Here is a 22,863-nt window from a genome sequence, read left to right as displayed (position 1 = left end):
ATCGGAAACCGTCTAGAACTGAAGAGTTACTCGAGTAAACACACTAAATATGGTAATTAAAAAACGAGCGATTTTCTAAATAATTCACCAATAGAGAATGGAAAATGCTTATGGGATATAAACATTGCTCGGCGATCGGAAACCGTCTAGAACTGAAGAGTTACTCGAGTAAACACACTAAATATGGTAATTAAAAAACGAGCGATTTTCTAAATAATTCACCCATGGGGAACATTTAATTGAATAATTCTCCTCTCCCTTGTATCCCCCCTCTCCCTTGTCTCCGGAGGGCGAAGCGCGTTAGCGCAGTCATGCGTGAGGGCTATAGCATTTGGATATGTTCGGTATCGTTTCACTCATAATTAATCGCGCGGGATGCGCGCGCCCCTAAACCCTAAAGCCCTTGTCTCCCCTACTCCCAAAGCCCTTAGCGCAATCCCATCTGCACTCGCCACAAACCGGCGTAAACTCCCCCTTGGTTGAGTAATTCTTCGTGGGTTCCGGCCTCAACGAGTTTGCCTCGTTCCATGACGTAAATACGATCGGCGTTGCGGACGGTGGAGAGACGATGGGCGATCGCAATGGTGGTGCGGTTTTGGGTGATACGTTCGAGGGAGCGTTGGATGGCGGCTTCGGTTTCGTTATCGACGGCGGAGGTGGCTTCGTCCAAAATGAGGATGGGCGGATTTTTGAGCACTGCTCGCGCGATCGCTAATCTTTGTCGCTGTCCCCCGGAAAGCTTCTGTCCTCGTTCCCCGACGATGGTATCGTAGCCCTGGGGCAATTGCATGATGAAGTCGTGGGCTTCGGCAACGGTTGCAGCCCAGACAATTTTGGGGAGGGTGGCATCAAAGCTGCCGTAGCCGATATTTTCGGCGACGGTGCCGTGAAAGAGGAAGACATCCTGACTCACGAGTCCGATCGCCCGCCGCAAGTCCTGGAATTGTAAATCCTGCAATTCGACGCCATCGAGGGTAATCCTGCCCGATCGGACTTCGTAAAATCGCAGCAGGAGTTTGACGATCGTGCTTTTGCCCGAACCGGTGGAACCGACGATGGCAACGGTTTTTCCGGTCGGGATATGCAGCGAGAGGTTGGAAATGACCGGTTGGCGATCGCGATAGGCAAAGGTCACATCTTCAATTTTTATCTCCCCGTTCACGGCTTCTAGGGGTAGGGGTTTGTCACCGGGATGAATGGCGATCGGGGTATCGAGCAATCTGAGTACTCGTCGAGTTGAGGCGATCGCCCGTTGGTATTCGTCGAGGGTTTGTCCCAATCGCGTCAGAGGCCACAGCAAACGTTGGGTGAGGAATACCAACACGCTGTAGGTTCCCACTGCCAGGGTGCCGTTGACTGCCCCCAAACCGCCAAAGACTAGGGTGGCAGTAAAACCGAGCAAGATAATGATGCGAATGAGGGGGACAAATGCCGCACTCAGGGCGATCGCCCGTTCGTTGCTGCGGCGATAGGCGTTACTTTCGGCTTCGATGCGTCGGGCTTCGTAGTGTTCGGCGGTAAAGCTTTTAATGGTGGTGATTCCCGAGAGGTTGTTGGCCAGTTGCCCGTTGAGCAAACTGACTTTTTCTCGCACGTCAGCGTACCGGGGGGCGAGGCTGCGTTGAAAGGCGATCGATCCCCAGAGAATGAAGGGCATGGGCAACATCGCCATCCACGCAACGCCGGGGGCGAGGAGAAAGAAGGTGCCGCCTACGGTAACGATTGTGGTGGCGACTTGAATCACTTCATTGGCACCCCCATCGAGAAACCGTTCCAACTGATTGATATCGTCGCTCAAAACTGACATCAAACCGCCGGTACTGCGGTCTTCAAAATAGGCGAGTTCGAGTTCTTGTAAGTGGCGGTAGGCATCGAGGCGCAAGTCGTGTTGGATGGTTTGGGCGAGGTTGCGCCAAAGTCGTTGGTAGGCGTATTCAAAAACCGATTCGAGTCCCCAAATGATGAAGCTTAAAAGGGCCAAAATTAGCAGTTGTCCGAAGACGTCGCGTACTCCAAGTTGGGCGATGAGGGAATCTTGTTTTTGAACGACCACATCCACCGCCGCACCGATTAAAGCCGGGGGTGCGAGGTCGAAGATTTTATTGAGAATGGAGCAAGCGGTTGCCTGCCACATTTGTGTTTGGTACTGATTGCCGTAGGCAAACAACCGTTTGAAGGGATGGACGGATTGACGCTGAGTCATGAGAAATTTAGAGGGAAAAATTTGGAGGGAGATACCCAAGCCGGGTATAAGAGGAATAATAGATAATGAATAACTCAAAGTGAATTGATCTGAGTTATTAACGATTGAAGAATGAGATGTCATAATAGCAATTAACGTTTAAGAATCGGGTTAGGGTGCAAAAAATTATCGGTGTGTTGTACCTGGGAACCCTGTCATGAAACTTGCGCGCCAAGATAGCGATCGACACCAACAACGAGGAGACGTTTCCCTACAAGCATTCTTCAATCTTTCCCTGGATTTGTTATGCGTTCGCAGTGCAAAGGGCTATTTTATCGAACTGAACTCTATGTGGACGAAAACCTTGGGCTGGACGTTGGCAGAGTTGAAATCTCGTCCTTGGATCGAATTCGTCCATCCGGGGGATGTGGATATGACGGAGGAAATGGAGGATGCCTGTTTGGCGGCGAGTCCTCAAGACCGTCCCATTCGGTATAAAAATCGCTATCGCTGCCGAGATGGTGGCTATCGCTGGCTGGAGTGGCGGTTATCGGCGTACGAGGATGGTTTCAGTTACGGGATTGCGGAGGATGTTACCGAACGCAGCTGGCACGGTAGCGGGGCCGATCGCACGAAAATCCAGGAAGCGGTGAGGTTGCGCGATCGCGCTTTGGCTGCCAGCAGCGTCGGGATTGTGATTGCCGATGCCAGATTGCCGGATATGCCGCTGATTTACGTCAATCCCGCCTTTGAGAGGATTACCGGATATCCTCCTACGGAAGTGTTGGGTTATAACTGCCGATTTTTGCAGGGGAAGAAAACAAATCAAGCAGATGTCGATATTCTGCGAAAGGCAATTCATCTCGGGGAAGATTGTACGGTGACGTTGCTCAATTATCGTAAAGATGGAACGCCTTTTTGGAACGAACTGGCGATTTCTCCCATTTACGACGATCGAGATCGCCTGACCCATTTTATCGGCGTGCAATCGGATGTCAGCGATCGCATTCGCGCCGAAAAAGCCCTGCGTTTGGAGAAAAATAAATCGGAAGGGTTACTCCTCAATATTCTCCCAAAAAGTATCGCGGCAAAACTCAAAAAAGACCCCAGTTGCATTGCCGAAAATTTTGAAAATGTGACGATTTTATTTGCGGATATTGTTGGCTTTACTCCCCTGTCTACGCGATTAAAACCATTTGAATTGGTACAAGTTCTCAATCAAATTTTCTCGAAGTTCGATCGACTCGCCCAAAAATACGGCGTGGAGAAAATTAAAACCATTGGCGATGCCTATATGGTGGCCGGAGGATTGCCGATTCCTTCGCCCAATCATGCCGAGGCGATCGCCCAGATGGCATTAGATATGCAAGAGGCGATTTCCCAGTTTCAAAAAGAAGTGGGCGAACCGTTTCAAATTCGGATCGGTATCAATACGGGGTCGGTGGTTGCCGGGGTGATTGGTATTAAAAAGTTTATCTACGATTTATGGGGAGATGCGGTGAATGTCGCCTCTCGGATGGAATCGTCAGGTCTGCCGGGAAAGATTCAAGTGAGTCGGGAAACTTACGCGGTTTTAAAAGATAAATATCAGTTTGAATGTCGCGGTGAAATTGAGGTGAAGGGGAAAGGTCAAATGATGACCTATTGGTTAGTCGATCGTTGCGATTTTTTTTAATTTTAAAATCTCAGTATTGTCGGTTTTAAATTATTTAATAATATTCAACCTAAGTTGCAGAAAATTATATTCGTAAACAGATAGCCGTATTCAGTCGGGTTAGCCTGGATTATTCATGATAACCTTCTCAAAACAGCTGAAAGCCTTCAGTATCAGTCGATAGACCCGTTTTGTCTCCACCACGGTGGGCGATCGAGCTACAATTCCCGAATTCATTGACTGTTCAGGGTTTTAGGCATTCACGATCGGCGTCGTGAATAATCCAGGTTAGGACAATAGTGCGAGCATCTTGCTCGGGTTTCCAACGATACGATTGTTGGAAGTGTCCTAACCACAGTGAATACCGCTATATATTTTTTCGGCTTATATTGTTGATGCGATGAGAGCTTTCAAAGTGTTGTGTCTTCCTCCGAAGTAATACTGACGCGATCTTACGGGTGTGAAGGGATGACGTCTCAGGCAATACTGCTAGTAACTTCGGCGGTGGCGGCATTTTCAATCGAGGAGGAGTTACCCTCACCAACTCTACCGTTTCGCACAATTGGGCTGACGACAGGGGTGGTGGTATTAACAGTCAAGGAGATGTAACCCTCACTAACTCTACGGTCTCGGGAAATTCCGCTGAAAACGGAGGCGGCATTGCCAGTTTTGGCACGATCGCTTTGACTTCCGCACTGGAGATGGCAATGACACCATTGCCGACTTTACCGATGGGGTAGATGTTATCGGTCTAATTGATGGATTGACCTTTGCAGATTTAACGATTGCTCAAGTGGGTAGCGATACCCAGATTTCCGCCACGGGATTGGTGGTGACGTTGCAAGGGGTGAATGCTGGAGCGATCGATTCTACGGATTTCGCTGTGGTGTAATCCTCAATAGCGCGGGCTGCTATCAAGTTTTATGCCTTCTTCTGAAGTGATATAGCGCTACGCGCTTAGGTTAGGACGTTCAGAAAAATGACCCACTACCCAGAGGGGAAGACGGAGATGATGGTGTCCTAAGGTATGTGCGTAGTGCTATACTGACGAAATTTTACTGAGGCGATGGGTCACACTGCAAGGCTAGAACGGAAGAGAGGGTCTGCATCCCAATCTGCGCGGATGGCGATCGATTTTCATCGAGTGACAACTCCCAATTCACGCCTGAGATGAATTAAATGCGACCCTGACCTGATGAGGATTCCAGGTGCTACCCAAATCCAGCGACTTCTGAATTTGAACGAATTTGCCTCACTCTAGCATCTACTTCATTCGACGTAATTCGAGAAATTTTATCGCAGCATTATAAACTTATGGCGATCGTTACCGTTACCAGTCTCGACGACAACATCACCGCCGGAGATGGTGTCATTACCCTCCGCGAAGCCATTAATTCTCTCAACACCAACGACGCTGCTGGCAACACCGACTTTGATGGGATTATCTTCGACAACACCAACGACGAAATTCAGTTCGATGCTACCGTCTTTTCCGGAGCGCAGACCATTACCCTGGCAGGAACGCAACTGAACATCACCGAGGATCTGATCGTCGCGGGGACGGGGCAAACTAACTTATTCATCGATGCCAACAATACCAGTCGAGTGTTGAACATCACGGCGAATAATGTCCGCCTTCAAGATGTCACCCTTCAGAATGGTAACGCCAACGGGACTGGGGGCGGAATTCTATTTTCTAGCACGGGGACGCTAACCCTCGACAATGCAACGGTGACCAATAGCACCGCCAACAACAAAGGGGGTGGGATTTGGAGTTCTGCTGGCAATTTGGTACTCATCGACAGCACCGTCTCCGGTAACACCACGACCACTCATCAAGACTGGGGCGCGGGGATTTATAACAACACAGGCGATATTACCTTGACAAGGAGTACCGTTTCCGGAAACTCAGCCTTGGGCGGCAATATTTTTGGCGGTGGGATTTTAAGCTTTCGCGGCGATTTAACCCTGACCGACAGCACCGTTTCTAATAATTACATCGCGGGCAGTGGTTTAGACGGTGGTGCTGGTATTACCCATGGGTTTGGAATCCTGACGATTACCAACAGCACGATATCGGGAAATGTGCAGAACCAAGGACGTGGAGGAGCAGGCATCAGAAATTATGGTAATGCAACTCTAATCAATAGCACCGTTTCCGGGAATGATGCCCGCAGCGGGAGTGGGGGCGGAATCAATAATCGACAGGGTACGATGACGATTGTCAATAGCACGATCGCCAACAATACGACCCAGGGATATGGGGGCGGTGTTCGTCGTGATGGCGGCACCGTTACCATCTCGAATTCGATCGTTGCCAACAACACTGCCAACGGCAGTGGCAATGACATTAGTGGAGATTTGAATACCGTTCAATATAGTCTGATTACAGACGCTGCTGGTGCCACGATCGCGAATGACACCAACAACCTCACAGGAGTCGATCCCCAACTTCTTCCCCTTGCCGATAATGGTGGTCTCACCCAAACCCATGCCCTCCAATCCGGTTCTCCCGCCATTGATACCGGGAACAATGGCGACGTGCCGAGGGACACCACTACCGACCAGCGCAGCACCGATTTCTCCCGCATTTTCAACACGAATGTTGACATCGGCGCTTTCGAGGTTCAACCCAACATCAACATTCAGGGGAACGGCATCTCCATTATCTCGGGAGATACCACCCCCGACACGGCAGACGATACCAACTTCGGCAGTGCTGATTTGACGAGCGGCACCGTTGTCAAAACGTTTACGATCAAAAATACTGGCGACCTCGACTTAACCCTATCCGACACCCCGTTCGTCAACATTACCGGAACCCATGCCGCTGACTTCAGCGTTACTGTCGTTCCCATCTCCTCTATTCCTTCTGGAAACACCACCTCATTCTCCATTACCTTCAATCCCTCCGCCTTTGGTCTCCGTACCGCCACCCTCACCATCGCCAACGACGATGGTGACGAAAACCCCTACACTTTCGACATCCAAGGCACGGGAATCGATGCCGCTGCCCCCACCTTAATGAGTATCGCCCGCAACACCCCAGCGACCAACCCCACCGACGCCGATACCTTAGTCTTCCGCGCCACTTTCAACGAAAACGTCCGAAATGTAGACAGCACTGATTTTGTGGTGGATGGTGGCACCACCGCTACCATCACCGATGTCACCCCAGTCAACGCCCCAGTCAACGCCTCTGTGTACGACATCACCGTGTCCGGAGGCGACTTAGCCGACTTCAACGGGACGGTGGGACTCAACCTCGCCAGAAGGCAAAATATTGCCGACTTAGCGAACTTAGTGGGCAAGGCTCTACCGAGGAGCGAACCGAGTACCGACGAAATCTATACCGTTGAAAATACCCCGATCGCGCCACCTCCCACCGAACCGGAAAATTCCCCCGCAACTCTGAGTACCATACCCGAATCCACGCAGGATCTGACACTGGAACTCGCAATGGAACTCATGCTAGAACCGATCGCACCGGAACCCTTGCCCGATGTCCGCCTCATCCTCGACCAATTGGTAATTCGCCTTCCGGATTTCCCCACCACTGGTATATGCGGCAATGACGGTGATGGCAGCGACGATCTTCTCCTGGGAGATGAAAATGCCAATGCCTTGTGCGGATTAGCTGGCGACGACATTATCGCTGGATTTGGAGAAGTAGACCGCCTCGATGGCAACCATGGCAACGATGTGATTTTTGGCAATACTGGAACGGACACCATTGATGGCGGTGTTGGAGATGACCTCATCTTTGCCGGTCAAGATGACGATCTTGCCATTGGCGGTGAGGGCATCGATCTGATGGTGGGAGATTTCGGCAACGACACTCTCGATGGGAATGCTGGAAATGATGTTGTGTTCGGCAATGCTGGGGCAGATGTTCTCGACGGCGACGATGGCGATGACATGCTGTTCGGCGGTCGGGATAACGATATCGTCATCGGTGGTGCGGGTAATGACGTAGTGAGGGGAAATTTGGAAGATGACCTCCTCATTGGCGGTGCGGGAGGCGATCGCTTTGACTTCCGTTTTGGCGATGGTATCGACATCATTGCTGACTTTACCGATGGGGTGGATATTATCGGTTTGCTCGATGGATTGACCTTTGCCGATTTAACGATCGCTCAGGTGGGGAACGATACCCAGATGACTGCCACGGGATTAGTGGTGACGTTGCAGAATGTGAATGTTGGGGCGATCGATTCTACTGATTTCGCCGTTTTGTAAGTCACATTCTTATTAGGATCGGGGTGGGTGGGAAAATTATAAGAGAAACTCGAGAAAATTTGAGAGAATCGATGCAAATTCCTTATCTAAGAAAAACTCGTGCATCGTCGTTGGATTTTTTCAGTTTTTCGAGGGAGTTTTTGCAGAACACTCTTGAGTTGACCTGAAGCATATTGCTGAAATCGGGAGAAAACCGGAGATATTTCGGAGCAAAATTCGATCGCTTTTCTCTCTTACCCTCAGATTTGCCTAAATATAGCTTAATATCGCGAATTTTGCGACTCGAAAAAAGAAGACTCCGGGAAAATCTATAAAACTAGACATACCTTCCCCCTCCCCAGAAAATTTTAGGGCGTTTTTACTCTATCACCAAAAGTGAAGCTGGGAAAACGATAAGGGAAAATTGAGAAACGCGACTGCGATCGAACCACCCGTACCGCAGTTGCCATTAAAACAGACTTAAAATTCAGATGAAAACGATCGTCATTACCGGTAGCAGCCGGGGTTTGGGATACGGACTCGCCGAAGCCTTTCTCGAGCGCGGCTGTCGCGTTGCCATCTGCGGACGTACGGCGGATACCCTGGAGGCAGCAGAACGCAAACTCAGCGCCAAATTCAATGACGATCGCATTTTGGCTTTTGCCGGTGACGTTCGTAACTTCGAGGACGTAGAACGATTGTGGGAAGGCGCGATCGAGCGTTTCGGCAATATCGAGATTTGGATTAACAACGCCGGCATTGCCAACCCTCGCCTGCCGGTGTGGGAACAAACCCCCGATCGCATTTCGGGCGTCGTGGAAACCAACCTCATCGGTACGATGTACGGGGCAAAAGTCGCAATTTCCCGAATGCTCCAACAAGGGTACGGCGCAGTCTACAATCTCGAAGGGGCGGGTAGTGGCGGCGACAAAATCCGGTACTTGACCCTCTACGGCACCACCAAATACGGCATCCGCTACCTCACCGAATCCCTGGTGCGAGAAACCCGAGACACCCCAATTCTCGTCGGGGCAATCAGTCCGGGCATCGTCGTTACCGAGTTGCTCCGCGGGCAGTACGATTTTACTGACGAAGCGCAAGTACTCGACTGGGAACGGACGAAACGACTGTTGAACCTGTTGGCTGATCGAGTGGAAACCGTTGCCCCGTGGTTAGTCGATCGCATTCTCGCCAATACCAAATCCGGCGTTCGCATCGCGTGGCTGACTCCCTCAAAAGCGATCGGGCGTTTGCTCGTTTCCCCCTTTCGTCAGCGGGACGTCTTTGACGTGAATTCGGGTTGAGTTGCAGGCGGTCATCCCCACTCTGGGTGAGATTTGAGAGTCATATCAGATCCGGGTAATTCATATAACGTCAGTTTTGGATAAGCCCAAAGCCTGATGCTACCGTGACCCAGAAATCGGCAAAAACCCGATCGCGTTGTTGAAGCATTGAAAATTTAACTCTTAACCAACATTCAAGTTGGGTACAATACCTGGTAGGGGAGGAAAATGCTCCATTCCCTATTCCCCATTCCCCATTCCCCACCCTTGCCAGAAACTTCTTATCCAAAATGAATTTTTATTCGAGGACGTAATCGGTGAGGGGCAGATTGCTGACAGTGCGCTGCAATCCCACCAGAGATCGGTTATAGCTAATAATTGCATCGAGGAGGTTATCCTCCGCGCGGGTTAAATCCGTTTCCGAGTCGATCACCTCCGTCTGGGTTCCCACACCCGCTTGGAAGCGCAATCGAGCCAATTCTAGGGCTTCTTCGGCTTGTTCGAGGGCTTTTTGAGCGGTTTGAATGCTCTCGAAGTTTGCATCTAAATCCGAATAGAACTGTTCGACGCTAAAACGAATCTGGTTGCGCTGTTCGGCAAACTGATTTTCGGCAATTTCGGCGTTAATTTCCTGCTGGCGAGCGGCGGCCCTGGCAGCGCCGCCATCGAACAGTCGCCAGGTTCCTTGCAACTGAATAGAGGTTCCGTCTGCAAACCCAGTATCTTCATCTAAATCGTTGAGGATGTTGTAGTTGGCACTCACGCTGACTTGCGGTCCAATTTGCGACAGGGCCGCTCGTCGTTGCTGTTCGCTAATATCCCGTTGTAGTAATTGCTGTTCGAGTTCGGCTCGATTTTTAATGGCCGCAACGATGGTTTGTTCTAGGGATAACTCCCACAATCCCGCCACTTCTACCGGGTCGGCGGCGACTAGATTGACTTGCTGGTCGATGTTGAGCACTTGCACCAACTGTCGTTGAGCAATGCGTTGGTCGCTCAAGCTGCCGGTTAAATCTTGCTCGGCGTTGGCTAAGTTCACCTCGGCCCGCAGCACGTCGAACTGAGTTCCCACCCCCGCGCGTTCCAGGGCTTCCGCGTCTTCCAAGCTTTTTTCGGCGTTGGTGACGGCAGCTTCGTTAATGCGCACGTTACCGTCTGCTTCCTGCAAATCGTAGTAGGCCGTGGCGACATCTAAGCGAATCTCTTCGCTAATGCGTTCGACTTCTAGTTCATCTTGGCGAAGCTGTAGTTCAGCCGTGGTAATTTGAGCGCCGCGCAGACCGGAGGTGAAGATATTGTAGGTGATGCCGATTTGACCGGAGAGGTTGGTAGAAACGGGATTCAAGAATCCTTGTTCGTCGATATCTTCTCTGATTTCCTCTTCACTTCGGGTCTCGAGCGGGTTATCCAATGAGTTGTTCACCGATCGATCGATCGAAAGTTCTGTACTCGCCGAATCCGTCCGAGCCAAGCCCAGTTGCAGGTCGATATTGGGATATAAATCGGCTTGGGCTTCCCGCAAGTTTTCGTGAGAGCGATCGAGTTCGAGAATCGATCGCTCTAACTCTAGGTTATTTTGCCGCGCCAGTTCTAAGGCTTCTTCGAGGGTAATCGCCTCGGTGGTGACGATTTCGACTTCGCTGGGTCGCGTGGGAAAGAGTAAAGGATTGGGACTGGGATTGAGAAACGCCGGCGGAACAGTGATGGTCTGAGCGGTGTCGGCCTCTTCTTCGGTGAGGGGAGTTAAGCCCGACTGTTGGGCTTCAATCAGGGCTTCGGGGGAGACTTGCGGTTCTTCGACAATTTCGATCGGTTCGGATTCAGTCGATTCTGTGGTGACTTCGGAAGCATCGGTCGGGGTTTCTTCGGGTGTTGCTTCCGATTCGGGTTCGGGTTCGAGTTCCGTCAATTCTGTGGTGACTTCGGAAGCATCGGTTGGGGTTTCTTCGGGTGTTGCTACCGATTCGGGTTCGGGTTCGAGTTCCGTCAATTCTGTGGTGACTTCGGAAGCATCGGTCGGGGTTTCTTCGGGTGTTGCTACCGATTCGGGTTCGGGTTCGGGTTCCGTTGATTCTGTGGTGACTTCGGAAGCATCGGTCGGGGTTTCTTCGGGTATTGCTGCCGATTCGGGTTCGGGTTCAGTCAATTCTGTAGAGGTTTCAGAAGCCGCTTCGGTGAAGTTGTCCTCGATAGTCGATGCGGATTCGAGTTCGGGTTCCGTCGCGGTGCTTTCTTCAGCCACTTCGATGGGGTTATCTTCGATGACCTCAACCGCTTCCTCAGATGTCGTTATGTCCGTTTCTGGGAGAGTTTGTGCGACGGTTTCGATCGGGGTTTGTGTGGAGTTAGGTCGATCGAATTCTAGGGAGGGTAAGGTTTCTTCTTCTGGAGGCGTCGCGGTTCGATCGAGCGCCAGTTCGGAAGATTCGGAAGATTCAGAAGGGTCAGCAGATGCTTTCGACGTAATTTTAGCGGGGGTAACGTCGAATGGTAATGCCTCGTTTTGGGAGGCAAGAGGAGAAACGGCGATTCTGGGAGGGTTTTTTTCGGAAGCTTCGGCTTCCAAACTATTTAAGACAATCGCTACACTCACACCGGCAGCCATCAAATAACGAAGAGTTGGCATAAGTTTCTGACCTGGTCTGCTTCTGAAGAAACCTTGTTCAATTGGGGACGCGCGTAAAAGGCGCACTTAGCACCATAGCAGCTATGGACGATCGGCGCACGAAAATTGCACTCGCTTGCAACTCAAAATGCATCGTACCCCTCGTCCTGTCACAATTCAAATAGTTCGTTCGAACATTCAATGTGCTGCGATTGGGTTCGCTGCTGCTTGATTCACTAAATTACTCCATCGAAATTTCATGTCAACAGGATTGGAACGCAAAAAAGTCGTCGTCGTCGGCGCGGGTTGGGCGGGGTTGGGTGCCACCTACCACTTGGCCCGTCAGGGTTACGACGTTACCCTGCTCGAAGCGGGTTCCCAACCGGGGGGATTGGTTGCGGGTTGGAAAACGCCGGGGGGACGTTCGGTGGAGGCGGGAATCCACGGCTTTTGGTATCCCTACCGCAATATTTTTAGTTTGGTGCGGGAGTTGGGGTTGAGTCCGTTTACCCCCTGGACTCGTTCTTCCCAATATTCTCCGGCGGGGTTGGAAGTGGAGTCGCCGATTTTTCAGGACGAACCGCGCTTGCCGTCGCCCTTGGGAACGTTTCTCTATACTCGCTTCAAACGATTACCCCTGAGCGATCGCCTTTCGGCATTACCCTTGTTGTACGCGACGATCGATTTCGATAATTCCGATGAGGCGTGGAAGCGCTACGATGCGGTGACGGCGCGGGAGTTGTTCAAGCAGTTCGGGGTGTCGTCGCGGTTGTATCGGGATGCGTTTAACCCAATGCTATTGGTGGGTTTATTTGCCCCTGGGGAGCAATGTTCGGCGGCGGCTGCCCTGGGAATGCTCTATTACTTCATTTTGGCCCACCAGCCGGATTTTGACGTGGTTTGGTGTCGGGGAACGGTGGGAGAGTATATTTTCAGTCCCTGGTGCGATCGCATCGCGGAAGCGGGGGGCAAAATCCTCACCAACCGCCGAGTCAGCGATTTGCGATCGAATGAATCGGGGGAAATTACCGGAGTCGTTTGCGGCGATGAGGTGTTCGATGCCGATGCGGTGATTTTCTCGGTCGGGATTACGGGGATGAAGAAGATCGTCGCCGGCAGTTCCCTGTTGCAAAGTCGCCCGGAATTTCGCAATCTGTTCAATCTGGGGGCGGTGGATGTTTTGGGAACGCGCTTGTGGTTCGATCGCAAAGTCAAGGTTCCCCTGCCGTCGAATGCTTGTTTTGGCTTTGATGCGACAACGGGTTGGACGTTTTTCGATCTCAACGCCCTCCACGATGAATGGCGCGACGAACCCGGTAGCGTTATTGAGGTAGATTTCTACCACGCCAACCAGTTTTTACCCCTCGATGATGAGGAAATTGTCTCGATCGTTCATAATTACCTCACCACTTGCATCCCTGAATTTCGGGAAGCAAACGTTATCGATCGAGCGGTAGTCCGCCTCTCTCAAGCCGTGACGCACTTTTTCCCTGGTTGTTATCAGTATTTGCTGCGAGGACGGACGAGTTTTAATAATATTTATATGAGTGGAGATTGGATTGCCAACCGTCACGGTTCCTGGTCGCAGGAAAAGGCATACGTCACTGGATTAGAAGCGGCAAATTTAGTTATCGATCGCATGGGATTGGGGCAAAAAGCGGCGATCGAACCGGTGGAGCCGGACGAACCCCACATTCAAGCATTGCGCGATCTTAACCGGACGGTTCGGGATTTCGGTCGTGGAATCTTACCGGAGATTTGGCTACCGTAAGTTTTTGGGAAATGGACAATTGACAATTGACAATTGACAATGGATCGGGATGTAGGGTGGGAAATGGTGACCGTAAATTGGTTGTGAAAATGACGCTTCCCAATCCAGCGTTGCCCACCAACCTGGGGTGTAGCTAGAACCTTCGACGGTGGGCAAATTCGATGACATTTTAGGCGATCGCAACTAACGTTGTTTTGCCCACCCTACAAAAACGTCCTCCTTGTCTCCCGTTTCCCCTTCACCGCGTCACCGTGTCTTTCCCTTTCCCCTTCCCCCTTAACCCTTAACCCTTCTGGAGAAGATGCCGATTCGCTTCAATCTTCCTTGAGCAATAATGCCGCAATCAACGCGGGAGTTCCGCCGATCGCTCCAATAACAATCCACAACCCCAAATTGCGACCTTTGCGAAATGCCACCGTCGCGGCAATCCCACCGATAATCAAGTGCAACACCATCAACGGGACGATTAAACTCGAATCGATGATGGGTAAACCGGGAATCGCAATGTCGCTCAAAGTCTCACTCCTGTGATGTGAATGGGGGATTTGGGTCGGGGGGATAGCTTAGCTGGCGCGGGTTTAACGAGTTCGATCGCCACCCAATTGCTCACTTTACCCTAACCTGATACTGTTTTGTCAGGTTTCCAGTGCGATCGGAATAATTTTCTCCAAACCGATCGACTCGTCGCGACTCCCTCACTCCCCTCAAAAATTGGTGTCGCGAGAGAAAAATAACTGAGAATTATCCCGCTTTATTGAGAATAGCGAGAATTTTCCGAACGAAATTGCAAGGGTTTCAGCGTTGTGATAGAATGAATTTTATCAACTCTGGGGCGAAGCTCTGTTTAATTGTCGTACTTTTATCAAATGAAGGTGGATAATCCCAGCTAAACTCGCTGCAAAAATTGATGTGTTGGATTTTCAATGCCTTTGCGAAGTTCTTGTAGCTTTCTCAATCGATACGTTACTTCGTCGTAGTCATTTTTATCGAAAGATTCGGTGAGTTGAGCTAAAAGACGATCGCTTTTTAGCGCAACGGCTTCGAGAAAAAAGAGTCGGAACTGACTGCGATTGGATTCATTGAATTTGACGACAGGTATATTTTCGATTTCGCCATCAATTTTCAGAGAATGTTCGATCGATTTTCCATAGGGTTCGATTCCTCGATCGGAATAAGCCAGCTGACAATTTACTCGAAAAACAGTCTGTTTTCTGAGGTTCGAGAGCGTTCAGAATTTTCGCATTTGGTGAATAATCCAGGTTAGACCTCTTGCACAAATCTAAAAGATGCTTGCAGATCGTAACCAGAATGCAATCGCAACCGAAGATGGCTTTGTCGGCTCAGAGTTTATCAGCTTTCAAAGGCGATCGATTTCGATTTGAGTTAGGCTAATTGATTCATGCAAGAGGTCTATTGGATTAAGCCGAATGAGGCTTTTTGCCGAGCTTGTGCTTGAGGAAGCCAAAGCCTAGAACAACACCATAAGCGATAAGGGAAGCTGTGGGTTCGGGAACCGATGTGGGTTCGGAAATTGAGGATGCTGCTCCGAAAATTGAACCAGTCGTGCCAGAAACATTTCCCTCGAAATTCCCAGCTCCTGTTGTTAGATCGAGCGAGATTTGTTGCCGATTTGCGGTATAACCGAACAGAGTTCCATCCTCAAAAAGCAAGCCATACACATTGTTAAAGCCTACATCACCAATGAGAGTGGCTGTACCATCCTTTTCAAGGGACCACAATTGGTCGGTATTACCGGTATTAGAGGTCGCAAAAAATCGATCCTGTCTGGAATCGTAAGCTAGGTCGCCACTGCTAGAAAAACCACTAATATTAGCAACTAACGATGCGGCTCCCGTTAAGAGATCGATGGTATACAATCCACTCCCTCCGGTTCCGTAAAGCACATCTGTGTCATCAAAACCGATACCATTGATAAAAGTTCCAGCACTCCCAATAAAGGAACTCGTGTTTGAGCTTAAATCGACACGGTAAAGAGATGCCCCTCCAGTCATCCCGAAAAAATTGTTTTGGGAATCGATCCCGATATCGAAAAATGCGGGAGCACCTGTTTCTATGGGAAGAAAAAGACCGGTGGAACTCTCGATCGTTCCTAACTGTCCATTGCTCGTATTAATAAAAGATACAGCCTCCGCGGCCTTTGATGTCCCCAAGAGGCAAATAGCAGACCCAATCAAAGCCATTGAGAATTTTTTCATTTTTGAAAATCATCAAAATCTAGAAAGCTGGCTACACATTCGATAAAGCTACACCGGTAGCACCGACCTTCGCTCTATGGCGAGACAAGACTTGTTGAATCATTGAGTTTTTATTCGTTGAAATTAATTAATATTGCCTGGTTTTAATTTCAACTTTCAACTTAGAGATAGAGTAAATTACTGTATGCAATTGAGCAATTCGCAGATTTACGGAAATTAACCGATCGAGAAATTCCGGCGCGTCGACCCTCCGATCGCTGGCTTGTGAAATGAATTTACAATTTCAGCACATTTTCGATCGGTTAATACGCAGTTTGCTCACGATCGACGTGCAATCGTTCCGTAAAACTCTGCAATATATCGACTGAGAGACCATAAATTGTCTTTTTGTTCAATTCGCAGTAATTCAGAATTCGATCTCATCTTCAGGAAAGATATCGTCCCCCGATCGCCCCACAACTTGAGGATCGTGAGGCAGCGATCGTATCGACGGGGCGACGAAACGAAACGAAGATCGCATAAATCGTTGGGTGCTTGAGATAGAATGCGAAACTCTCCACAACCCAACGGATTGACAACGAATGTCTAATCCTGCAACAACCGCCAGAATCGTTCGTCTTCCCCGATCGGCACGAAATCCGGATCGGTGCGGGCTTCATCGCGATATCCTGGATCGATGTCGATCGCCCGTTTTAAGTTCCCCAACGCCGATCGAACTTGACCTTGCAGGGCGTAACAAACCGCTTTATTGTAGTGAGCGACGGCGTATTCTGCGTGCAACTCGATCGCTCGATCGAAACTCGACAGCGCATCTTCATCCCGTCTGAGCTTAATCAGGACGTAACCGCGATAGTTCCAGGCTTTGTGGGAATCGGGATTGAATTCCACCGCTTTATCGAAGGATTCAGCCGCCTCGTCGAAGCGTTCCAACACCTGCAATGCCATGCCGCGATTCAGCCATGCCGTGGCGTTATCCGGCTGCACCTGCACCGCCTTATCAAAGGACTCAAACGCCGCCTCCGATTGTTGCAGCTTCCCTAAGATTACCCCCCGGTCGACCCAAGCTTGATAGTAACTCGGTTCGATTTCCAGGGCTTTATCAAAGGAGGCGATCGCATCTTCGTGGCGTTTCATCCGTCCTAATGCCATCCCCCGATTGAACCAGGCTTTATAATCTTCGGGACGGGCTTTAATGGCTTTATTAAACGCCGCGATCGCCCCTTCGTAGCGTTTCATTTCCTTCAAGGCTAAGCCGCGATGGTACCAACTTTCGCTATCTTCCGGTTCCAATGCCAGGACTCGATCGAAAGCTTCAATGGCATCTTCGTAACGCTGCATCTCCCACAGTGCCTTCCCTTTCGCACGCCACAAGTCGGAATTTTCCGATTGCAATTCCAACGCCCGATCGTACTCGGAAATCGCCGTTTCGTAGTTCCCCTCGGCAAACGCGCTATCTCCCCGTTCGATATAATCGTCGGGATTCAAAAACAGACGAGGATGGTTCGACTGCAACCGTTCCAGGGGTTCGGTGAGGGTTTGAATTTGTTCGAGAACTTCCCCGAGTGCCGACTCGGTAATCTCCGTTGCGGAAATTTCGGCGAGTTGCTGCAAAATCTTCCCTTTCTCCTCGCGGGCATCGGTTTGCACCTGTTCGAGTTGTTCGGTGAGGGTTGCCTCGAGCTTATCGATTTTCGCCAGGAGGGAATCCTTGCGGGTGCGAATCGCCGATCGCAACTCGGAAAATTCGCTGCTGGCATCGGCTTCGAGTTGCTTGAGACTGCCCTCGGTTTGGGTTTGCTGGGTTTGCAGTTGGGTGGTGGATGTTTCTACCCGTTGGGCTAACTCTTTTTCGAGTTGTTCGACGTGTTGCAGCGCTCGATCGAGTTTACCCTGAATTTGCGATTGCGACTCCGATAATGCTGTGGGAATTTCCACTCCCAATCGCGTCAGTTCGGCTAACGCTTCATCTTTTTGCACGTGGGCGTTTTGTTCGGCAGCGGCTTTAATTTCGGCAAATTGGGGCGCAAATTCCGATTCGAGTTGGGCGAGATTATTTAAGCTTAAATCCCGTTGGGTTCGCGCCTCTTGTTGCAGGGATTCCAGGCGTTCTAAAAACTCTTCTTCGAGCTGTTGGAAAGTTTGCAGCGCCGATTCTTTTTTCTCGTTAATTTCCGCTTCTAAAACTGAGAGTTTGGGTGCAAATTCAATCGTCAGATTTTGTAAGTTCTCCAGACTGGTTTCCTGCTGTTTTTGCACTTCCACTTGCAGGTTTGCCAGGCGAGCGGCAAAATCCACTCCCGATCGCTCGATTTCCCGCAAGGCTTCATCCCGTTTCAGGGCCACATCTGCCTGGAGTTGAGACAGTTGCGGCGCAAACTCGGCGCTTTGAGCTTCCAGGTTTTGGAGAACGCTTTCTCGCTGTTTGTGGGCGTTAGCTTGGAGGTCGAAGAGTTGATTGTCGAAGTCGGTTTTCGATTTTTCTAAATGCTTGACAACATCCTCTTTTTGTGATTCAAAATTATCTTGTAATTGCGAAAGTTGGGGGGTAAATTCGGCGATCGAACTTTCCAACTCTGCCAAAACTTTCTCTTGCTTTTCAGAGACTTCCCCGTGCAGTTGGGAGAGTTTTGGGGCAAATTCTTGACTGAGACTTTCGATATTTTCAATAACCCGAGTTTGGGTTTCTTCTGCCTCTGCTTGCAGTTGAGAAAGTTGCGGTTCAAACTCTTTGCTGAGGGTTTCCCAATCTCCAAAAATTTCATCTTTGCGATCGACAACTTCCGCGTGAATTTGAGTCAGTTGGGGAGATAACTCTTCTTTGAGGGTTTCGAGATGTTCGAGGATTTCTTGCTCTCGTTTTGCCGCCCGATCGCGCAACCCTTCGAGTTCTGTGGCAAAATCGGATTCGAGACTTTCCAAGGTGCTGCGGGCATCAGCAACCTGAGTTTGCACCTCCAGAAGCGCTTCCTGTTTCGACTCCGCAAGTTCCCCCACCACGTGGGATAAACCCGATCGCTTGCCATCAATCTCATCTTCAAACGCACTGGCTTCGCGATCGAGTTGGGAAGTGAGTTTTTCCGTATCTTGGAGGATGCCGCGCACGTCGCGATGGGCGCTGGCAATCTTGCTTTCCAAATCCGTGAGTTCGTTGAGGTGTTTGCGCACCACATCCGCCACCTCGCGAATCACCGCCCGCCGCAGTACGATTAACGTGGCGATCGCCGCTCCCAGCAACAATACCAATACCGCCAGCAAAATATTAAACGTCGTCGTCGTTCGCTGCAGAACTTGTTGTTGCACCTGCTGTTCCTGGCGCAACCGTTGCAGTTCTTGCAGTTGTTCGTTGGAGAGGGTTTCGGCGACAGGTGCAACGGGAACGGTTGTTGGCGTTTGTAGAGGTTGAGGGGTGGGGACGGGTTGTACCGTTGGTGCGGTTGGTGCGGTTTGCGATCGAGCAATGGGGGGACGAATGCCGGCGAATATCGAAGAGAGGAGGAAAGCCGAGAGGATAACACTGCTTCGCAACATCCAAGCGAAGATTGCTCGATCGTTGTGTTTCATCTGAAATTCCTGCGTTGCGTGTGATGGTATTGGCGTTGGCGCGGCTGACTCCACAGACTCGCCCATTGTAATTATTTTAATGCCCGTGGCGATCGATCTTCTGTTTGGTGGTGTGTGGATTGCCGCCATGGGGGAATTCGGAGTTCGGAATTCGGAGTTCGGAATTTGGAGTTCTGAGTTCGGAATTCGGAATTGGGGAGAATTCGGAGTTCATAGTGGGAGCATCTTGCTCCCGTTTCTCCCATCCCCGCGTCCCCGCGTCCCCGCGTCACCGCGTCCCCGCGTCACCGCGTCCTCTTCCCCTCTCCCCGTCCCCCGATCGCTTCTTTCAACAGTTCCACGACGGTATCGATACCCGCAGGTGGGGTGGGACATCGGGCGAGAACTTCGGCATTTTCGAGGGCATTCTTGAGTACGCCTATAGATACCCCGGATTTGATGAGGGCTTGCAGTTCGGCAATGCCGCGATCGGATTCTCCAAGTGCTAGGGTACAAACCGATCGAAATGCTCGATCCCAAGGGTTCTCATTTTGACAGAGTGCCAAGCCTTGACGCCATTGGTGGTGTGCGTTGTCGAGATTTCCCTGAAGGGCGAAGACTAAACCGAGGTTGAAAACGGGACTGTAGTAATTTGGATCGAGGCCAATAGCGGTTTCAAATTCTTCTCGGGCTTGCGTCGGGTTGTCTTGGAGGAGGTAAAACCAGCCGAGTCCGTCGTGAAGGGAGGCAGATTTGGGATCGAGTTCGATGGCTTTTTTCAAGGCGGCAAGAGCTTTTTCACTCTCGCCTCGATCGCTGTAGAACCAGCCGAGTCCTTCGTGAGGGGAGGCCCATTTGGGATCGAGTTCGATGGCTTTTTCAAAGGCGGCAATTGCCTTGTCATCCTCTCCTCGATCGTTGTAAAACCAACCCAAATTCTTGTAGGCTGAGGCGTACTTGGGATCGAGTTCGATGGCTTTTTTTAAGGCGGCAAGGGCTTTTTCATCCTCTCCTCGATCGCTGTAGAGCATACCCAAATCGCTGTGGGGGGAAGCCCATTGGGGGTCAAGTTCGATGGCTTTTTTTAAGGCGGCAAGGGCTTTTTCATCCTCTCTTCGATCGCTGTAGATCGTACCCAAATAGTTGTGGGGAACTGCACATTGGGGGTCAAGTTCGATGGCTTTTTTTAAGGCAGCAATCGCCTTTTCTTCCTCTCTTCGAGCGCTATAGAGCAGACCCAAATAGTTGTGAGGGGAAGCCCATTGGGGGTCAAGTTCGATGGCTTTTTTTAAGGCGGCAATTGCCTTTTCGTCGTCTGTTGGATCGCCATGGATAAAAAGAAGAAGACCGAGTCTATCGTAGAGGTAGGCAGATGTGGGATTGAGTTCGACGGCTTTTTCGTAAACGGCAATCGCTTTTTCGGTCTCCCCTAGATCGCGATACAGTGCAACCAGTTTGTCGTATAAGTCGGCATCATTGGGGCTGAGTTCGATGGCTTTTTCGTAAACGGCGATCGCTTTTTCGGTCTCCCCTAGATCGCGATACAGTGCAACCAGTTTGTCGTAGAGGTAGGTAGATGAGGGGTTGAGTTCGACGGCTTTTTCGTAGACGGCGATCGCTTTTTCCTCCTCTCCTCCCTGGTGATACAGTGCCACCAGTTTGTCGTAGAGGTAGGCATCATCGGGGTGGAGTTCGACGGCTTTTTCGTAGACGGCAATCGCTTTTTGAGTCTCTCCCAAATCGCGATAGATGTTACCCAGTCTAGTGTAATAACGAGCATCATCGGGGTGGAGTGCGATGGCTTTTTCGTAGAGTGCGATGGCTTTTTGAGTCTCTCCTAGATCGCGATACACGTCCACGAGTTCGTCGTAGAGGTAGGCATCATCGGGGTGGAGTTCGACGGCTTTTTCGTAGAGTGCGATGATTTTTGCGGTCTCCCCCAGATCGCGATACATGTCCACGATTCCTTCGTACAAGCAGGCATCATAGGGGTTGAGTTCGATGGCTTTTTCGTAGAGTGCGATGACTTTTGCGGTCTCCCCCAGATCGCGATACACTTCCACGAGTCCGTTGTAGAGGTAGGCATTATTGGGGTGGAGTTCGATGGCTTTTTCGTAAGCCGCGATCGCTTTTTCACGCTCGCCTCGATCTCTGTAAAACCGGCCGAGCCCTTCGTAGAGGAAAGCATCATTGGGGTGGAGTTCGATGGCTTTTTCGTAAGCCGCGATCGCTTTTTCATCCTCTCCCCGCTCGTTGTAGAGGTTACCCAGTCTTTCGTAGAGGAAAGCATCATTGGGGTCGAGGGCGATGGCTCTTTCGTAGGCAGCAATGGCTTTTTCTCTCTCGCCTCGATTTCTGTAGAGGATGCCCAGCTCTGTGTGGGGGAGGACTAATTTTGGGTTGAATGCGATGGCTTTTTCAAAGGCAGCAATGGCTTTTTGAGTCTCTCCTCGCTCTGTGTAGAGGATGCCCAGATTGTAGTAGGTGAGGGTATTTGTAGAGTCGAGTGCGATGGCTTTTTCAAAGGCAGTAATGGCTTTTTTTCTCTCTCTTCGCTCGTTGTAGAGGTTACCCAGTCCATTGTGGGGGGCAGCTAAATTGGGGTTAAGGGCGATCGCTCTTTCGTAGGCGCAGATCGCTTTTTCACTTTCTCCTTCATCTGTGTAGAGGTTGCCTAGATTGTTATGGGGGAAGGCATCTGTGGGGTCGAGTGCGATCGCTCTTTCGTAGGCAGTAATGGCTTTTTGAGTCTCTCCTCGTTCTGTGTAGAGGATGCCCAGATTGTAGTGGTATCGAGCCTCTTTGGGGTCGAGTGCGATCGCTCTTTCGTAGGCAGTAATGGCTTTTTGAGTCTCTCCTCGCTCTGTGTAGAGAATGCCCAGATTGTAGTGGTATCGAGCCTCTTTGGGGTCGAGTGCGATCGCTCTTTCGTAGGCAGTAATGGCTTTTTGAGTCTCTCCTCGTTCGCTGTAGCGGTTACCGAGTCCGTGATAAGAGATAGCGTCGTTGGGGTCGAGTGCGATCGCTTTTTCGTAGGCAGCGATGGCTTTTGCGACTTCTCCTCGTTCGCTGTAGCGGTTACCGAGTCTGTTATAAGAAGAAGCATCTGTGGGGTCGAATGCGATCGCTTTTTCATGCCCAGCAATGGGTGTGTTGTAATCTTCTCGCTCGTTGTGCATCGGATTTTGCCCCCTTCTTTTCAAATAGCGGCGCATTCAGCTGATTCCACACCCGTTTTCCCAACCCAGTGGTGTGAGATAGCAACACCGGCATGAACTTATCCTGTTCTTCCGTGCGCACCATAAAAATTTCCGTTGCCATCTTCGATCGAGAATCTGAGGAGTTTCGCCGATCTTAATGTAATCCAAATTTTTCAAATGGGGTTTAGGGGTTG

The 22,863-nt window shown here is 50.5% G+C and carries 14 protein-coding genes and 1 pseudogene; 6 read left to right on the top strand and 9 right to left on the bottom strand.

What is annotated here, in order from left to right:
* Window positions 1–427: 427 nt before the first annotated feature.
* Window positions 428–2,203, bottom strand: a complete 1,776-nt coding sequence (locus AC2215_RS15875; RefSeq protein WP_486810966.1) for an ABC transporter ATP-binding protein — start codon at window positions 2,201–2,203, stop codon at window positions 428–430.
* A gap of 196 nt (window positions 2,204–2,399) precedes the next feature.
* Between AC2215_RS15875 and AC2215_RS15870 the strand changes: the two are divergent.
* Together AC2215_RS15870 and AC2215_RS15865 are read left to right on the top strand one after the other, a co-directional pair.
* A pseudogene (locus AC2215_RS15870) lies at window positions 2,400–2,774 on the top strand (PAS domain-containing protein); the annotation flags it as partial.
* 57 nt (window positions 2,775–2,831) lie between these two features.
* Window positions 2,832–3,857 (top strand): adenylate/guanylate cyclase domain-containing protein, encoded by a 1,026-nt coding sequence (locus tag AC2215_RS15865; protein WP_486810967.1) that lies wholly within the window; start codon window positions 2,832–2,834, stop codon window positions 3,855–3,857.
* A 455-nt stretch (window positions 3,858–4,312) separates the two neighbouring features.
* Here AC2215_RS15865 and AC2215_RS15860 read toward each other — a convergent pair whose 3' ends face one another.
* Complete coding sequence (locus tag AC2215_RS15860) at window positions 4,313–4,435, bottom strand: hypothetical protein (RefSeq protein ID WP_486810965.1); 123 nt, start codon at window positions 4,433–4,435, stop codon at window positions 4,313–4,315.
* Window positions 4,436–4,599: 164 nt separating this feature from the next.
* Between AC2215_RS15860 and AC2215_RS15855 the strand changes: the two genes are divergently transcribed.
* The 3 genes from AC2215_RS15855 to AC2215_RS15845 all read left to right on the top strand — a co-directional run bounded on the left by AC2215_RS15855 (window position 4,600) and on the right by AC2215_RS15845 (window position 9,358).
* Entirely contained in the window at window positions 4,600–4,728 is a 129-nt protein-coding gene (locus AC2215_RS15855; RefSeq protein WP_486810964.1) for a hypothetical protein, read from the top strand.
* A gap of 422 nt (window positions 4,729–5,150) precedes the next feature.
* Window positions 5,151–8,075, top strand: coding sequence for a choice-of-anchor D domain-containing protein (locus AC2215_RS15850; RefSeq protein ID WP_486810963.1), 2,925 nt, complete (start codon window positions 5,151–5,153; stop codon window positions 8,073–8,075).
* Between the two features lie 470 nt (window positions 8,076–8,545).
* Window positions 8,546–9,358 carry an SDR family oxidoreductase gene (locus tag AC2215_RS15845; protein WP_486810962.1) on the top strand — a complete coding sequence of 271 codons (813 nt, stop codon included), beginning with the start codon at window positions 8,546–8,548 and terminating at the stop codon, window positions 9,356–9,358.
* Window positions 9,359–9,635: 277 nt separating this feature from the next.
* Here the strand turns inward: AC2215_RS15845 and AC2215_RS15840 are convergent, their stop codons facing one another.
* On the bottom strand, window positions 9,636–11,963 hold the full coding sequence (locus AC2215_RS15840) for a TolC family protein (RefSeq protein WP_486810961.1): 2,328 nt from the start codon (window positions 11,961–11,963) through the stop codon (window positions 9,636–9,638).
* Between the two features lie 238 nt (window positions 11,964–12,201).
* On the opposite strand from AC2215_RS15840, the gene AC2215_RS15835 reads away from it, so the two are divergent.
* Window positions 12,202–13,713, top strand: coding sequence for a hydroxysqualene dehydroxylase (locus AC2215_RS15835; protein WP_486810960.1), 1,512 nt, complete (start codon window positions 12,202–12,204; stop codon window positions 13,711–13,713).
* Window positions 13,714–14,027: 314 nt separating this feature from the next.
* On the opposite strand, the gene AC2215_RS15830 is transcribed toward AC2215_RS15835, so the two are convergent.
* The 6 genes from AC2215_RS15830 to AC2215_RS15805 all read right to left on the bottom strand — a co-directional run bounded on the left by AC2215_RS15830 (window position 14,028) and on the right by AC2215_RS15805 (window position 22,790).
* The gene (locus AC2215_RS15830) at window positions 14,028–14,228 is read right to left on the bottom strand and encodes a hypothetical protein (protein ID WP_486810959.1); all 201 of its coding nucleotides are present in this window, start codon (window positions 14,226–14,228) and stop codon (window positions 14,028–14,030) included.
* 903 nt (window positions 14,229–15,131) lie between these two features.
* A complete protein-coding gene (locus AC2215_RS15825; protein ID WP_486810958.1) occupies window positions 15,132–15,929 on the bottom strand; it encodes an SMP-30/gluconolactonase/LRE family protein in 798 nt (265 codons plus the stop codon).
* A 585-nt stretch (window positions 15,930–16,514) separates the two neighbouring features.
* Window positions 16,515–19,490: a tetratricopeptide repeat protein gene (locus tag AC2215_RS15820; protein ID WP_486810957.1), complete on the bottom strand. Its 2,976-nt coding sequence runs from the start codon at window positions 19,488–19,490 to the stop codon at window positions 16,515–16,517.
* Between the two features lie 76 nt (window positions 19,491–19,566).
* A complete protein-coding gene (locus AC2215_RS15815; protein ID WP_486810956.1) occupies window positions 19,567–19,704 on the bottom strand; it encodes a hypothetical protein in 138 nt (45 codons plus the stop codon).
* A 70-nt stretch (window positions 19,705–19,774) separates the two neighbouring features.
* Entirely contained in the window at window positions 19,775–22,648 is a 2,874-nt protein-coding gene (locus tag AC2215_RS15810) for a tetratricopeptide repeat protein (protein ID WP_486810955.1), read from the bottom strand.
* Complete coding sequence (locus AC2215_RS15805; RefSeq protein ID WP_486810954.1) at window positions 22,602–22,790, bottom strand: hypothetical protein; 189 nt, start codon at window positions 22,788–22,790, stop codon at window positions 22,602–22,604. Before AC2215_RS15805 ends, AC2215_RS15810 begins: the two co-directional genes overlap by 47 nt.
* Window positions 22,791–22,863 lie beyond the last annotated feature (73 nt).

It is taken from the genome of Zarconia sp. (assembly GCF_057467645.1).
The sequence above is the reverse complement of the archived record's forward strand: the minus strand, read 5'-3'. Positions and strand labels throughout refer to the sequence as shown.